General features: G+C 71.4%; 14 protein-coding genes. 9 read left to right on the top strand and 5 right to left on the bottom strand.

Going from position 1 to position 14,179, the window contains the following annotated elements:
* Positions 1–81 precede the first annotated feature (81 nt).
* From argC to argH, 7 genes are read left to right on the top strand one after another with little or no spacing between them, the layout of a single operon-like run.
* Positions 82–1,095, top strand: coding sequence for an N-acetyl-gamma-glutamyl-phosphate reductase (argC, locus tag AB0I03_RS21455; protein ID WP_360415506.1), 1,014 nt, complete (start codon positions 82–84; stop codon positions 1,093–1,095).
* The gene (gene argJ, locus AB0I03_RS21450; RefSeq protein ID WP_360415504.1) at positions 1,092–2,246 is read left to right on the top strand and encodes a bifunctional glutamate N-acetyltransferase/amino-acid acetyltransferase ArgJ; all 1,155 of its coding nucleotides are present in this window, start codon (positions 1,092–1,094) and stop codon (positions 2,244–2,246) included. The genes argC and argJ overlap by 4 nt, the downstream gene beginning before the upstream one ends.
* Positions 2,243–3,145: an acetylglutamate kinase gene (argB, locus tag AB0I03_RS21445; RefSeq protein ID WP_360415502.1), complete on the top strand. Its 903-nt coding sequence runs from the start codon at positions 2,243–2,245 to the stop codon at positions 3,143–3,145. The genes argJ and argB overlap by 4 nt, the downstream gene beginning before the upstream one ends.
* Complete coding sequence (locus tag AB0I03_RS21440) at positions 3,142–4,410, top strand: acetylornithine transaminase (protein ID WP_360415500.1); 1,269 nt, start codon at positions 3,142–3,144, stop codon at positions 4,408–4,410. Before argB ends, AB0I03_RS21440 begins: the two co-directional genes overlap by 4 nt.
* Positions 4,407–5,330: an ornithine carbamoyltransferase gene (gene argF, locus AB0I03_RS21435; protein ID WP_360415499.1), complete on the top strand. Its 924-nt coding sequence runs from the start codon at positions 4,407–4,409 to the stop codon at positions 5,328–5,330. Before AB0I03_RS21440 ends, argF begins: the two co-directional genes overlap by 4 nt.
* Complete coding sequence (locus tag AB0I03_RS21430; RefSeq protein WP_360415498.1) at positions 5,327–5,872, top strand: arginine repressor; 546 nt, start codon at positions 5,327–5,329, stop codon at positions 5,870–5,872. Before argF ends, AB0I03_RS21430 begins: the two co-directional genes overlap by 4 nt.
* Before the next feature lie 31 nt (positions 5,873–5,903).
* Positions 5,904–7,298, top strand: a complete 1,395-nt coding sequence (argH, locus tag AB0I03_RS21425) for an argininosuccinate lyase (protein ID WP_360415496.1) — start codon at positions 5,904–5,906, stop codon at positions 7,296–7,298.
* Positions 7,299–7,356: 58 nt separating this feature from the next.
* Here argH and AB0I03_RS21420 read toward each other — a convergent pair whose 3' ends face one another.
* Entirely contained in the window at positions 7,357–7,869 is a 513-nt protein-coding gene (locus tag AB0I03_RS21420; protein ID WP_360415494.1) for a hypothetical protein, read from the bottom strand.
* Positions 7,870–7,930: 61 nt separating this feature from the next.
* On the bottom strand, positions 7,931–8,491 hold the full coding sequence (locus tag AB0I03_RS21415; RefSeq protein ID WP_360415492.1) for an HdeD family acid-resistance protein: 561 nt from the start codon (positions 8,489–8,491) through the stop codon (positions 7,931–7,933).
* Positions 8,492–8,690: 199 nt separating this feature from the next.
* On the opposite strand from AB0I03_RS21415, the gene AB0I03_RS21410 reads away from it, so the two are divergent.
* Positions 8,691–9,362, top strand: a complete 672-nt coding sequence (locus AB0I03_RS21410) for a hypothetical protein (RefSeq protein WP_360415490.1) — start codon at positions 8,691–8,693, stop codon at positions 9,360–9,362.
* Positions 9,363–9,419: 57 nt separating this feature from the next.
* Here AB0I03_RS21410 and AB0I03_RS21405 read toward each other — a convergent pair whose 3' ends face one another.
* Entirely contained in the window at positions 9,420–11,549 is a 2,130-nt protein-coding gene (locus AB0I03_RS21405) for an MMPL family transporter (RefSeq protein WP_360415488.1), read from the bottom strand.
* Between the two features lie 178 nt (positions 11,550–11,727).
* Here AB0I03_RS21405 and AB0I03_RS21400 point away from each other — a divergent pair, with 178 nt between their 5' ends.
* Complete coding sequence (locus AB0I03_RS21400) at positions 11,728–12,339, top strand: hypothetical protein (RefSeq protein ID WP_360415486.1); 612 nt, start codon at positions 11,728–11,730, stop codon at positions 12,337–12,339.
* Here the strand turns inward: AB0I03_RS21400 and AB0I03_RS21395 are convergent, their stop codons facing one another.
* Entirely contained in the window at positions 12,340–13,011 is a 672-nt protein-coding gene (locus tag AB0I03_RS21395) for a response regulator transcription factor (protein WP_360415484.1), read from the bottom strand.
* On the bottom strand, positions 13,008–14,147 hold the full coding sequence (locus AB0I03_RS21390) for a sensor histidine kinase (protein WP_360415482.1): 1,140 nt from the start codon (positions 14,145–14,147) through the stop codon (positions 13,008–13,010). Before AB0I03_RS21390 ends, AB0I03_RS21395 begins: the two co-directional genes overlap by 4 nt.
* Positions 14,148–14,179: the final 32 nt, after the last annotated feature.

Genomic DNA, 14,179 nt, shown 5'->3' with positions numbered 1-14,179 from the left:
CAGTGTCCGGAATACGACCGCCCTGTCACGGCTGAATGCTGATACAGTACTCTGCATAGTCATTCAGCATGGAGGTTTCCAGTGACTTTTCAGGTCGCCGTGGCGGGCGCCAGCGGCTACGCCGGGGGCGAGGTGCTCCGGCTGCTCGCCGACCACCCGCAGCTCGACGTCGTCGCCGCGGGCGCGCACAGCAACGCCGGTGAGTACATCACCGCAGTCCACCCCCACCTCACCGCGTACGGCGACCGACGCTTCACCCCGACCGGCCCGGAGGCCTTCGCCGAGGCCGACCTGGTCGTCATGACCCTCCCGCACGGCCAGTCGGCCGCGCTCGCCGCCCAGCTCCCGGCCGGCCAGAAGATCGTGGACCTCGGGGCCGACCACCGGCTCGAGGACGCCGCGGCCTGGGAAGCCTACTACCCGGGCCCGCACGCCGGGACCTGGACGTACGGCCTCCCCGAGCTGCCCGGCCAGCGCGAGGCCATCAGTGCTTCGACGCGGGTCGCCGCGACCGGCTGCTACGCCGTGGCCACGATCCTCGCCCTGCGGCCGCTCCTCGATGCCGGCATCGCCTCGCCCGAGGACGTGGTGGTCGTCGCCGCCTCCGGCACCTCCGGCGCGGGCAACGCCCCGAAGAAGAGCCTCCTCGCGAGCGAGGTCATGGGCTCGATGAGCCCGTACAAGGTCGGCGCGCACCAGCACGTGCCCGAGATCAAGCAGGCCTCCGGCGCCGCCTCGATCTCGATGACGCCGCTGCTGGCGCCGATGCCGCGCGGCATCATCTCCACGGTGACCGCCAAGGCCGCCGGCGACGTGACCGCTGCGGACGTGCACGCCGCGCTGGTGAAGGCCTACGACGGCGAGCACTTCGTGCGCGTCCTGCGCGAAGGCCAGTGGCCCTCGACGGCCGCGACGTACGGCACGAACGCCGTGCAGCTCCAGGGCACTGTGGACAAGGACTCGGGCCGGATCATCGTGACCGCGGCGGTCGACAACCTCGGCAAGGGCGCGGCCGGCCAGGTCGTGCAGTGCGCCAACCTCATGCTCGGCCTCCCCGAGGCCGCGGGCCTCACCGTGAACGGAGTGGCACCATGACGATCACGACTCCGCAGGGCTTCAAGGCCTCCGGCGTCACCGCCGGGCTCAAGGCCTCCGGGAAGCCGGACATGGCGCTCGTCGTGAACGAGGGCCCGCTGCAGGTCGCCGCGGGCCGCTTCACGGGCAACCGCGTGAAGGCCGCGCCGGTCAAGTGGACCCAGCAGGTGCTCACCACCGGTCGGCTCAAGGCCGTGGTCCTCAACTCGGGCGGCGCGAACGCCTGCACCGGCGCGCAGGGCTTCCAGAACACGCACACCACCGCCGAGAAGACCGCCGAGCTCCTCGGCTGCGGCGCCGTCGAGATCGCGGTCTGCTCCACCGGCCTCATCGGCGAGCAGCTGCCGATGGACAAGCTCCTGCCCGGCGTCGAGGCCGCGGCCGCCGCGCTCGCGGCCGACGGCGGCGAGCAGGCCGCGACCGCGATCATGACCACGGACACCGTGGCCAAGAACGCCGTCGTCCGCAGCCCCGCCGGCTGGTCGGTCGGCGGCATCGCGAAGGGCGCGGGCATGCTCGCCCCCGGCCTCGCGACGATGCTCGTCGTCCTCACCACCGATGCGGTGGTCGACGCACCGCTCGCCGACGCCGCACTCGGCACCGCCTGCCGGTACTCGTTCGACCGGCTCGACTCCGACGGGTCGATGTCCACCAACGACACCGTGCTCCTCCTCGCCTCGGGCGCCTCCGGCGTCGAGGCCGAAGCGGACGCGTTCATCACCGCGCTCACGGAGCTGTGCAAGGACCTCGCGCACCAGCTCCTCTCGGATGCGGAAGGCTCCACTAAGGACGTCACGATCACCGTTTCGGGCGCCGCGACCGAGGACGACGCCGTGGAGGTCGCCCGCTGCGTGGCCCGCGACAACCTCGTCAAGACCGCGCTGTTCGGCTCCGACCCGAACTGGGGGCGCATCCTCGCCGCCGTCGGCGTCGCCAAGGCGCCCTTCGACGCGGACGCGGTCGACGTGGCCGTCAACGGCGTGTGGATCTGCAAGGCCGGCGCCGCCGGGGAACCGCGCGACCTCGTCGACCTCAAGGGCCGCGAAGTACTGATCGACATCGAGCTCCACAACGGCCCGGCCTCGGCCACGATCTGGACCAACGACCTGTCCCACGACTACGTTCACGAGAATTCGGCGTACAGCACATGAGCGCGATAGACGACCTGGCCCCGCACCTCCAGAAGGCCCTCGGCAAGGCCGAGACCCTCATTGAGGCACTGCCGTGGCTCCAGCGCTTCACCGGCTCCATCGTGGTGGTCAAGTACGGCGGCAACGCCATGATCAACCCCGAGCTGCAGGCCGCGTTCGCCGCGGACATGGTGTTCCTGCACTACGTGGGCATCAAGCCCGTCGTGGTGCACGGCGGCGGCCCGCAGATCTCCTCGATGCTCGCGAAGCTGAGCATCGACTCCGAGTTCAAGGGCGGCCTGCGCGTCACCACCCCTGAGGTCGCGGACGTGGTCCGGATGGTCCTGGTCGGCCAGGTCGGCCGGGAGCTGGTGGGGCTCATCAACAACCACGGGCCGTTCGCCGTCGGCATGTCCGGCGAGGACGCCCAGCTGTTCACCGCGAAGCGCCGCTGGGCCGACGTGGACGGCGAGCAGGTGGACGTCGGCCGCGTCGGCGACGTGGCCTCCGTTAACACCGCGGCCGTGGACGACCTCATCGACGCCGGGCGCATCCCGGTTGTCTCCACTGTGGCCCTCGACCACGACGGGGTCCTCTACAACCTCAACGCCGACACCGCCGCCGCCGCGCTCGCCGAAGCCCTCGGCGCGCAGAAGCTCATCGTCCTCACCGACGTCGAAGGCCTCTACGAGAACTGGCCGGACAAGGACTCGCTCCTGCGGCAGGTCACCACCGACAGGCTCGCGGAGATGCTGCCGTCCCTCCAGGCGGGCATGGTCCCCAAGATGGAGGCGTGCCTGCGCGCGGTCAAGGGCGGCGTCCCGCAGGCGCACGTCATCGACGGCCGCGTCCCCCACTCCACCCTGCTGGAGATCTTCACGACCGACGGCGTCGGCACGATGGTCCAGGAGTCGAAATGACCTACTCGGAGCAGATCAAGGCCCGGTACGCCGCGGCCCTCATGGGCAACTACGGCCTCCCGCCCGTCGCGATCCGCGAGGGCGAGGGCCGGTACGTGACCGATGTGGACGGCAACACGTACCTGGACATGATCGGGGGCATCGCCGTCTCCAGCCTCGGCCACAACCACCCCGCGCTCGTCGAGGCCGTCAGCCACCAGGCCGCGCGCCTCGCCCACACCTCGAACCTCTTCCTGCACGAGAAGGAGGTCGAGCTCGCCGAGAAGCTGCTCGACCTGTGGGGCAACCCCGGCAGGGCCTTCCTCTGCAACTCGGGCACCGAGGCGAACGAGGCCGCGCTCAAGCTCGCGATCCTCCACGGCACCGCCCACGGCAAGCCCCGGATCGTCGCCACCGAGAACGGCTTCCACGGCCGCACCCTCGGCGCGCTGTCGATCACCGGCAAGGCCGCCATCCGCGAACCGTTCGGGCCCTTCGGCCGCGACGTCGTGTTCGTGCCCTACGGCGACGCCGACGCGCTCAAGGCCGCGGTCGACGACACCGTCGCCGCGGTGTTCCTCGAACCCACCCAGGGCGAGACCGGGGTCGTCCCCGCACCGGCCGGATACCTCAAGGCCGCAAGGGCACTGACGACCGAGCACAACGCGCTGCTGGTCCTCGACGAGATCCAGTCCGGGTTCGGGCGCACCGGCGCCTGGTTCGCCCACCACGCCGAAGGGATCGTCCCCGACGTCGTGACCCTCGCCAAGGGCCTCGGCGGCGGCGTCCCGATCGGTGCGGTCCTCGCCACCGAACCGGCCGCCGCGCTCTTCACCAAGGGCGTCCACGGCTCCACCTTCGGCGGCAACCCGATCGCGTGCGCCGCCTCCCTCGCGGTGATCGACACGATCGAGCGGGACCACCTCTTCGCGAACGTGCTCACCCTCGGGCAGCGCCTCGGCGACCGGCTCCTCGCCGACCCCCGGGTCACCGAGGTCCGCGGCCAGGCGCTGTGGCGCGGCATCAACCTCACCGAGCCCGTCGCGGCCGCAGCGGTCGAGCACCTCATCGGCCTCGGCGTGCTCGCCAACGCCCCCCGCCCCGACACCGTCCGGATCGCACCTCCGCTCACGATCACCGCATCGGAGCTGGACGCGTTCTGCGACAAGCTCATCGAGACCCTCGACATCGTGTACCCGCACCCGCCGGCGCCGCTTCGCGACGCCTCTCCCCGAACCGGAGGGGCTTCGCCCAGCAAGCCTCATGCCCCAGGAGGTCGACCGTGACCGTCAAGCACTTCTTGAAGGACGACGACCTCACCCCCGCGCAGCAGGCCGAGATCCTCGACCTCGCCGCGAAGATGAAGGCCGACCGCCACGGCTTCCCCGCGCTCGCGGGCCCCAAGTCCGTCGCGGTCGTCTTCGAGAAGCCCTCCACCCGCACCCGGCTGTCCTTCGACATCGGCATCGCCGAGCTCGGCGGGCACTCGGTCGTGATCGACGCCCAGTCCACGCAGCTCGGCCGGGGCGAGACCGTCGCCGACACCGCCCGGGTCCTCTCGCGGTACGCGAGCGCGATCGTGATCCGCACCTTCGGCGACGACCGCATCGAGGAGCTCGCCGCCCACGCGAACGTCCCGGTCGTCAACGCCCTCACCGACGGCTGGCACCCCTGCCAGCTCCTCGCCGACCTCCAGACCATCGCCGAGCACCGGCCGCTCAAGGGCACGAGCATCGCCTACCTCGGCGACGCCGCGTTCAACATGGGCAACTCCACGGTGATCGCCTGCTCGATGGCCGGCATGCACGTCCGCGTCGGCGCGCCCGAAGGCTACCGGCCCGCCCCGGAGGTCCTGGCCCGGGCCGCCGCCATCAACGCCGAGACCGGCGGATCCGTCCAGGTGACGGCCGACCCGGTCGAGGCCGTCACCGGCGCCGACGTCGTGACGACCGACGCCTGGGTCTCGATGGGCATGGCCGACAGCGAGAACCGCATCCAGGAGCTGACGCCGTACCAGCTCAACGGCGACCTCCTCGCCCACGCCGCCCCCGACTCGATCGTCCTCCACTGCCTCCCCGCCCACCGCGGCGAGGAGATCACCGACGAGGTCATGGACGGCCCCCGCTCGCGCGTGTTCGACCAGGCCGAGAACCGGCTCCACGCCCAGAAGGCCCTCCTCGCCTGGCTCCTCAAGGACCGGCGATGAACCAGCCGACCACGAAGGCCGCCCGCCAGGCCCGCATCGTCGAGCTGATCTCGGGCAGCCCGATCCGCTCCCAGACCGAGCTCGCGAGCCTCCTCGCCGCCGACGGCATCGAGGCCACCCAGGCCACGCTCTCGCGCGACCTCGAAGAGCTCGGCGCGGTCAAGGTGCGCGGCACCGACGGCGGCTCCGCCGTCTACTCGATCTTCGCGGAAGGCGAACGGCCCCTTCGGGACACCGAGGTCGCCTCGGACCGCCTGCAGCGGCTCCTGCGCGAACTCCTCGTCGGCGCCGACCACTCCGGCAACATGGCGGTCCTGCGCTGCCCGCCCGGCGCGGCCCAGTACCTCGCCAGCGCCATCGACCGCTCGGGCCTGTCCGACGTCATCGGCACGATCGCCGGCGACGACACGATCGCCGTGATCGCCCGCGACGGCGTCACGGGCGCCCAGGTGGCCGACCAGATGCTGCACTGGGCCGGCAAGGGACCCGACCCCTATGCCGCCCACGAGCCCGTGAACGACGCCAAGGAGCACCAGCAATGACCGTCAAGCACACCAAGGGAGACGCCGCGTAATGGCGAAACTGTGGGGAGGCCGCTTCTCCGGCGGCCCGGCCGCCGCCCTCGAGGCCCTGAACGCCTCGATCGGCTTCGACTGGCGCCTCGCGCCGTACGACCTCAAGGCCTCCAAAGCCCATGCGCGCGTGCTCAACCGCGCCGGGCTGCTCACCGCGGACGAGCTCGAGAAGATGCTCGCCGCCCTCGACGAGCTCGGCGACGACGTCGCCTCCGGCGCCTTTACCGGCACCGTGGCCGACGAGGACGTGCACACCGCGCTCGAACGCGGCCTCGTCGAACGCCTCGGCGACCTCGGCGGCAAGCTCCGCGCCGGCCGCTCGCGCAACGACCAGATCGCCACGGACCTGCGCCTGTACTGCCGCGACCACGCGAAGGGCCTCGCCGCGGACCTCACCGACCTGGTCAGCGCCCTGACCGAGCAGGCCGCCGGCCTCGTGGACGCGCCCGCGCCTGGCATGACCCACCTCCAGCACGCCCAGCCGATCACCCTCGGCCACCAGCTCCTGGCGCACGCGCAGGGCCTCCTGCGCGACCTGGACCGCCTGCGGGACTGGGACAAGCGCGCCGCGCTGTCCCCGCTGGGCTCGGGCGCGCTGTCGGGCTCCTCGCTCCCGCTCGACCCGGTCGCCGTGGCCGAGGAGCTGGGCTTCGACGGCCCCGTCGCGAACTCGCTCGACGGCGTCTCCGACCGCGACTTCGCGGCCGAGCTGCTGTTCGTGTGCTCGATGGTCGGCATCCACCTCTCCCGCCTGGGGGAGGAGGTCATCCTCTGGTCGAGCCAGGAGTTCGGCTGGGTCGCACTGGACGACGCGTTCTCCACGGGCTCATCGATCATGCCGCAGAAGAAGAACCCGGACGTCGCCGAGCTCGCGCGCGGCAAGTCGGGCCGCCTCGTCGGCAACCTGACGAGTCTGCTCGTCACCCTCAAGGGCCTGCCGTTCACGTACAACAAGGACCTCCAGGAGGACAAGGAGCCGGTCTTCGACTCGCTCGACAACCTGGCGCTCCTGCTCCCGGCCGTCACGGGCATGGTCGCGACCATGCGGTTCAACACCGAGGTCCCACGCGCCTCGGCCCCGACCGGGTTCAGCCTCGCCACGGAGATCGCGGACTGGCTGGTGCGCAAGGGCGTCCCGTTCCGCAGCGCCCACGAGATCGCCGGGTCCTGCGTGGCCCACTGCGAGGCGCGCGGCATCGAGCTGCACGAGATCGCCGACGCCGACCTGGCGGGCATCTCCGAGCACCTCGACCCGACCGTCAAGGCCGTGCTCGATGTGGACGGCGCGCTCGCGGGCCGCACGACGCCGGGCTCGACGGGCCCGAAGCCGGTGGCCGACCAGCTCGCGCAGGTGCGCGAGCAGATCGACGCCTGGCGGGCCTGGACCGAGTAGCGTCCGCCGCCTTCACCGTTCAGCGGCCCGTGCCTCGCACGGGCCGCTGTCGCGTTCGCTAGCCGCGGACGGGCTGGCGGTGGACGACCCGGGTCTCGCCGCAGTCGCGCACCGCGCCCGACCCGAGCTCGGACGGCGTGACGCAGATGGCGACGGTCAGGTACTCGATCTGCGTGCCGTAGGGGCCGGTGAGGTACTCGGTGTAGGAGGACCCGCCGTCGGTCGAGACGGGGACCGTGAGTTCGGCGACCGGCTTGCCGTCACGGTCGTAGCCGATGAACTCGACGTGGCGGTCCCGCGGGACGACCGGCAGGCACATCTGGCCGTCGGCGTAGGTGTAGGTCTTGCCGGTGAGCTTCACCGGCGGCATCTCGGGGATGCCGAGGACGGACCAGTCCGCCTCGCCGGCGGTCGCGAACACCGTGCAGCCGTCCTCGCCCCGGTCCCAGGCGCTGAATGAGGTCGGCGCGGCCGAGGCGGGGCCGGCGGCGGCGAGGATCGCGAACAGCGCCGTGAGGACCACCAAGGCGGCCCTCACGGCGTTGCGGACGGCGTGCTGCGGGGGGTGCATGGCGACTCCGAGTCGTCCGGGGCGCGCGCCCAACCCCGCGCTCCGTCTAATATTTACAGACCTAAATATCCGTGAAGTCCTGGCGGGCGTCAAGCTCCTTGTCCAGGCGCCGCAGCCGCACGGCACTGAACACCGTGAAGAAGCCCCAGATGATCGCGAAGAATCCGATGGTCACGACCAGCGCGACCGCGCCCTCCTCCGGGTTGGCCAGCAGCAGGACGCCCAGTACGACCCCGGCGAGGCCGGAGATGACGAACAGCCAGCGCCCGCCCGCGTCCCGCGAGAGCCCGAAGCCGCTCACGATCGAGACGAGGCCGGAGATGATCGCCCAGATCGCGATCACGTAGAGCAGCGCGAGGGCGCTGATCCCGGGCCAGAACAGGGCGATCAGACCGGCGACCACGCCGACGACGCCCATGACGATCAGCACGCCCCGGCCCCTGGACCGCCTGGCGCCCATGACGATCGCGGTGATGCCGTCCACGATGGCGTAAGCGCCGAACAGGATGACGAGCACGTACAGCGTGATGCCGGGCCAGAACACGGCCATGGCCCCGAAGATGATCGTGAAGACACCGCGAACCAGCACCCAGGCCCAGTTCCTGGCGAGCAATTCGATCATCGCAACCACCCCGTTCCACCTGCGATAACGCTCCTATCCACGAGGCTAGACCCAACCCGGGCGGACAGTGCGCCTTCCCGAAAACGCGACACGGCGGACGCCTCCGAACGCGAGCTGAGCCGAAGCGGCGAAAGCCGCATGCGCCGGCGGTGCGAAAAAGGCGTTTTGCGATCGCGGGGGCGCTGCGTAGGCTGCGGGCGTGAGCGATGTGCTGCGAGGGTTCCCGTCAGATCCGACCGCTCTGGCGGAGTTGAACCACCGTGAGGCGGCCGGGTGGCTGCTGGCCGACGGGTGGAACGTGTGCGGGGTGGGGGACTGGGCCACGGTGTGGCGCTCGCCGGACGGCGAGCTGGCCGCGAGGGTGAGCCCGTTCGAACCGGCCTACGGCGTGTTCGTGCGGCTGTGCCGAGCGCTGGCGGGCAATCCGCTGCTGCCCCGGATCGAGCTCGACGCGCCGCTCGAGGGCGGCGGTCGGCTCACGGTGCTGGAGTTCCTGGTGCCGACCGACAAGGACCGGGCCGCCGAAGTGTGGCGGCGCTGGGACGCCGATGTGGAGGGCCCGGTTGCGGCGGTCCGGGCCGAGGCCGAGAAGTTGAGCGCCGAAGCGGCGGAGGCGGTCCCGTACTGGCGCGGCCTCGACCGCAACCCGAGCAACGTGATGGCGACGCCCGCGGGCGAGCCGCGCCTGGTCGACCTCTTCTACGCCGAGGGTCTCGAGATCTACACCGACCTCCTGGCGGATCCGGCCAAGGTGCTCGCGCGCTTCCCCGCCGAGCAGCGAAAGTACATGGCCGAGATCGGCGCGGTCATGCGGCTCTCGCAGCCCGGTGAGATCGCCGCGATGCGCAGCGCCGCCGTCCGGCCCGACTGACAGCACCGCGGCCCGGGCTAAGCGCCGGGGCCGCGGTGTTCCTGTTTCCTTGCAGGGCTAGCGGGTTGCGGCCATTTCGCGTTCGGCCGGCTGCGGCTCGGTCTCCGGTTCGACGGTGACGTGCGGCATGGCCTTGTCGAGCCACCGCGGCATCCACCAGGCGCCCCTGCCCATGACCTTCATGATCGCCGGGACGAGGAGGCAGCGGATCACGAAGGCGTCGATGAAGATCGCGACGGCCATGCTGATGCCGAACTGCTGGAGCAGGCGGGCGTCGTCGAGGACGAACGATCCGAAGACCGCCATCATGATCGCCGCGGCGGCGGTCACCACGCCGCCAGTCGACGCGAGGCCTCTGCGGACCGCTTCGACCGGGTCGCCGGTGCGCTGCCACTCCTCGCGCATCCGCGACATGAGGAACACCTCGTAGTCCATCGAGAGCCCGAAGATGATCGCGAAGGACATGACCGGCACGAACGCCTCGACCGGTCCGGCCGGGATGCCGAACATGCCCTCCTGGAAGATCCACGCGACCACGCCGAGGCTCGCGCCGATGGTCATCAGGTTGAGGATTGCGGCCTTGATCGGGATGAGGATCGAGCGGAACACGATCATCAAGAGCAGGAGCGAGAGCCCGACCACGAACAGGAGGAACAGCGGGGCCTTCTCGATCATGATGTCGCTGAAGTCGATCGCGGCGGCGGTGGAGCCGCCGACGAGCTGCGTGCCCGCGACGTCGTTCAGCACCTCGTCGCGCAGTTCGTGCACGAGGTCCACAGTGGCCTGGTCTGCCGGTCCCGACGTCCCCGCGACGGTGGACATCCACAGGTCGTCGCCGATCGCGAACGGCGGCGAGGCCATCGCGACCGTGTCCATGTCGGACATGGCCGCGAACGCCGCGTTCGCCTCGGCCTCGGTGCCGTCGGTGACGACCATGAGCGGACCGTTGAAGCCCTCACCGAACCCGTCGGAGAGCAGGTCGTACGCCTCGCGGCTGGTCGTGGTCTCCGCGTCCGTCCCGGCGTCGGCGAAGCCCAGCCGCAGGTCCAGCAGCGGCGTCGCGAGGGCCGCGAGTCCGCCGGTCACCAGGATGATCGCGAGCCACGCCCGCTGCTCCACGAACCGCGACCAGCCGATCCAGCGCGAGCCCGGGGCCCGCTTGGCCTTCGCGGCCTTCTTGCGCACGGACTTCTCGATCCGCTTGCCGAACAGCGCCAGCAGCGCGGGCAGCAGCGTCACCGAGGCGAGCATCGTCACGAGCACCGTGAGCGCCACCGCGATCGCGACCGCCTGGAGCGAGCCGAGGCCCAGCGCGAACAGGCCCATGAGCGCCACGATCACCACCGAGCCGGCGAACAGGACCGAGCGCCCGGCCGTGTCGAGCGCCGTCGCGGCCGCCGCCTTGCGGCTCGCGCCGTGCTGGAGTTCGGCGCGGAAGCGGGCGAAGATCAGGAGCGCGTAGTCCACGCCCACACCGAAGCCGACGAGGAACATGATGGGCGTCAGGAACGTCGGCAGTATGACCACATGGGACACGAGCATCGAGAGGCAGAACGCGGTGCCCACGGCGAACAGCGCGGTGATGAGCGGGAGGCTCGCGGCCAGCAGGGACCCGAACATGAACACGAGGATCACGAGGGCCGCGAGCATGCCGATGCCCTCGGCCGCGCCACCGCCGCCCTCCCCGGCCTCGCGGATCACGTCGCCGCCCAAGGCGAACTCGAGGCCGCCACCGGAGGCCTCCTCGGCCTTGGGGATCAGGTCCGCCGCCTCAGCGGTGGTCCCGTCCCAGGTCAAGGTCGCGTAGCCGACCGTGCCGTCCTCACTGACCGCGCCGTACTCGGCGAACGGGTCGCTCACGGCGGTCACGCCCGGCTCGTCGGCCAGGTCGGCGAGGAACGCCGCGACGCGGTCCCGCTCCGCGGCCACGTCGTCCGCGGCGAAGACCACCTGCACGGACAGTTCGTTCGCCTCCGGGGCGCGCTCGTCGAGCAGGTTGGAGAGCTCCTGCGACTCGGTGCCGGGCATCGAGTTGTCGTCTTCGAAGGCTGAGCCGACCGCGCCGGAGGCGCCGATCGCGGCGGCGAACACGAGGACCCAGAGGAGGAGTGCGATCAGCGGGCGGCGCTGCGTCCAACCGGACAGCCGCGCGAGTGCCGAGGGCTTTGCGGCAAGGTGTGGTTCCATGCCGACAACTGTCGTGGCCCGGGCCGCTCCGCCGCATCGCCTCAGCAGCGGTATTCGCCGTACGTCCCAGGGATGAGGCGCTGCCCTCGGCGTACGTCACCAGTCGCACGGGCGCCTTGACGGCGCCGCATAGACTGCCTGCTGCCCCCGCAGCCCCCTCCCTGGACAGGAACCCCGCATGACCGAGCCCTATGTCGACGGCATCGCCTGGATCGTGCGCGGCGCGCGCACCAGGAAGGCGATCATCACCGCCCCCGACCGGTCATCGGGCCTGGACGAGGCCGCCGTGCGGCTGGACCGGGCCCTCGACGGGTTCGCCGGCCCCGTGCCGCCCTGGTTCGACTTCATGCGCCGACCCGCGAGCATGCTCGTGTACCTCCTCTTCGCGGCGGCGATCGCAGTGGCCGCGGCCCTGCTGACGCCGCTCGACGCGGGCACGGCGGTCTTCCTGGGGTTCATCATCGGCGCGCTCGCGGCGGCCCTCGCGGTCAAGGGCGGCGACGCGCTCGCCCGCCGCCGCTCCGGCGGCAAGGCCCGCCCCGAAGACGTGATCCGCGAGGTCGCGCCGCTGGCGCGCCCGGCGAACTACGTCGTGGACCTCGCCGAGGCCCTGTTCGTGCACGCCCCGGGCATTGAGGCCGAGATCCACGGCCTCTCCTGGCGGGCCGCCTCGCCCGATGCGGCCGAGAGCCGCTCGGCCGAGGCCGAGCTGCTCAGGCGGCTGGCCGAGTTCGACGCCGACGAGGCCGCCGATTACGAGGACTTCCTCAAAGCCCCCCGCGACCGGTAGCTACGACCCGTCCGTCCACGTAGGACGCACGAGCCCCGATTCGTAGGCCGTGACGACCAGCTGCGCCCGGTCGCGCGCCGAGAGCTTCGACATGATGCGGCTGACGTGCGTCTTCGCTGTCGCGGGGGAGAGGAACAGGGACCCGGCGATCTCGTCGTTGCTCATGCCCGTGGCCACGAGCTTGAGCACCTCGGTCTCGCGCTCGGTGAGCGCGTTCAGCTTCGAGCTCGGCTCCGGCCGGGCGACCCGCCCGGCGAACTCCGCGATGAGCCGCCGCGTCACCCTCGGCGCGATGAGCGCCTCGCCCACCGCGACCACCCGGATCGCGTGCAGCAGCTCGTCCGGATCGGTGTCCTTGACAAGGAACCCGCTCGCCCCCGCGCGCAGCGCCCGGTACACGTAGTCGTCCTCGTCGAAAGTGGTCAGGATCACCACTTTGACGGCGTCCAGCTTCGGGTCCCGGCCGATCCGCTCGGTCGCCTCCAAGCCGTCCACATTGGGCATTCGGATGTCCATGAGCACCACGTCCGGGCGGTGCCGCCGCGCCAGCTCCAGAGCCTCCGCCCCGTCGCTCGCCTCCGCGACCAGCTCGATGTCCTCCTCGTCGCCGAGGATCGAGGCGAACCCCGCCCGCACCAGCCGCTGGTCGTCCACCAGCATCACCCGGATCACCTGTCAACCTCCAGCGGCCACGTGGCCTCGACCGAGAAGCCGCCGTCATCGCGCGGCCCCGCGTCGAAGGTACCGCCGAGGCCCTCCGCCCGCTCGCGCATACCCGTCAACCCGTTGCCCGCCCCTTTGGCGCCCTTGGCATCGCCGCCACCGTCGTCGACCACCGCCACCGCCAGTGTCGACGTCCCCGTGACCACCTTGATCTGCACCCGCTGCGCCTTCGCGTGCCGCAGCACGTTCGTCAGCGACTCCTGCACCACCCGGTACGCCGCCGCGTCCACCGCCACCGGCAGCGCCGCCCGCCCGTCCACGCGCAGCTCCACCTCCAGCCCCGACGCCCGCGCCGCGTCGACCAGCAGCGGCAGCTGCTCCAGGCTCGGCCCCGGTCCCGTCGGCGAGTCCTCCCCGGGCTCGCGCAGCACCCCGACCATCGCCCGCAGCTCCCGCAGCGACGACTGGCTCGTCTCCGCGATCACCTGCAGCGTCTCCTCGGTCCGGTGCAGCGGGTCCTTGCGGAGCTTCCGCAGCGCCGCCGCCGTCTGCACGTTGATGAGCGACAAATGGTGCCCGACCGCGTCGTGCAGCTCCCGCGCGATCCGCAGCCGCTCCTCGGCGACGCTGCGCCTCCGGGCCTCCCCCAGCGCGTTCTCGGCCTCGGCCCGGTAGGCCCGATGCCGGGCCACCACTTCGCCCAGCGCGACGATGGCGACGAACCAGCCCGCCATGAGGATCGTCGAGACCAGGGAGATGTGGGCGAACCCGCTCATCACCTCGGGTATGAGCAGCACCAGGAACGCACCGGCGGTGACGGCGCTCGCGGCCCGGATGCGCCCGAGCGCCGCGAGCGTGTACAGGGCGATGATGAACGTCAGCAGCGTCGGGCCGTCGATCGACGAGGACGGGTAGTACAGGATCGAGCACGCCAAGGTGGTGATCGTGACCGTCAGCGGAAACCGGCTGCGCACGAACAGCACTGCGCACGCGACGACGGTCACCGCCCAGCCCAGCGGCTCGAAGAGCCCCTCGCTCCACGGGCCGCCCAACGCCAGGACGATCAAGTCCCAGCCGACGACGAAAGCGGTTGCGGCGACGCCGACGATCACATCGCCCTTGCGGTCGGAGAAGCGGTCGAACACGCCCCAAGCCTAGGCAGGAGGAGCGCCCGACC

Source organism: Glycomyces sp. NPDC021274 (assembly GCF_040641195.1).
Taxonomy (GTDB): Bacteria; Actinomycetota; Actinomycetes; order Mycobacteriales; family Micromonosporaceae; genus Glycomyces.
The sequence above is the reverse complement of the archived record's forward strand: the minus strand, read 5'-3'. Positions and strand labels throughout refer to the sequence as shown.